Here is a 972-nt window from a genome sequence, read left to right as displayed (position 1 = left end):
GCGCTTGTCGCGCAAAAGAGTGTTGAGATACTCCTCCCATAGCCAAGAACAATCGAAGAGAATGCCATTGATGTGGCCCTTACCTGACGCGCTCGCAGATATGGAGTCATGGCACAAGATTGCTACGCATATTTTTTGCAGCAGCCTGTAACTTCGAAAGTACTCATTGACAACAGGATGTCGGATATTCCACTCAATGATCCTGCGTCTTTCTGTCTTGCGATATCGCGGGGTTCTCAGCCTTACCGTCCGAACGTTGTCTCTAACATTTTTATCGTCATTAAGTAGCTGCCGCCCGATTGTAAATCCAGCAACAATGTATTCAATGGTATGTCTGATTAATTCACTGATGGGGTTGTCAAGGTCGAGATCCCGGGTAGTATAAGCCACTCGCCCGATAAAGGGAACATCAATGTTGAGATATCTGGCAACGTCGACTGTGCCTTTCAGCCGGGAATCGTTATACTCTCGCCTGACATACATTTTGTAGGCACCGACTTGAAGAGCTTTGTTCAGAAAGTACGGGAATAAGAGTACCAGCAGTTTTTTCCACCTGTTGCTTCTAAGAGGTGAAAAGTTGAAACCTTTGGCCACATTTACATGCAGAACCTTCTCCAGCAGGTAAGCGAAGAAATAATCATCCTCTATGTGGACAGGCTTTTCATTTTGCTTGAAAAAACGTGTAGATATACTAACTGTGTCAGTGCCATCTCCAAGCACGCCTATCAGGTTTTGCGTTCTTATTTTGCCTTGATATGTGTCAATAACACGCTGGTTGAGACTTACATCAATGTCTCCATCGTCTTCTCTCCCCAAATAAATAATTCCCTCTTTATCAAGCAAGGTCTCTACTGTTTGGTTGAGCAGTGATCGATAGAGATGGGTTGCAGTAAATGACTGGTCTTCTATCGGGCTGTTATCCGATAAATACCAGAAATGTGGACCTGCAGATGAAGCGTTCGTGGCTACTTT

At 44.5% G+C, this 972-nt stretch carries 1 pseudogene; it reads right to left on the bottom strand.

The features are described from left to right. A pseudogene (locus CI603_RS06430) lies at nt 1–972 on the bottom strand (hypothetical protein); the annotation flags it as partial.

Origin of the sequence: Bifidobacterium sp. wkB338, assembly GCF_003688325.1 — a bacterium.
GTDB lineage: Bacteria > Actinomycetota > Actinomycetes > Actinomycetales > Bifidobacteriaceae > Bombiscardovia > Bombiscardovia polysaccharolytica.
Note: the sequence above shows the minus strand (reverse complement) of the source record. Positions and strands in the feature narration are given on the sequence as shown.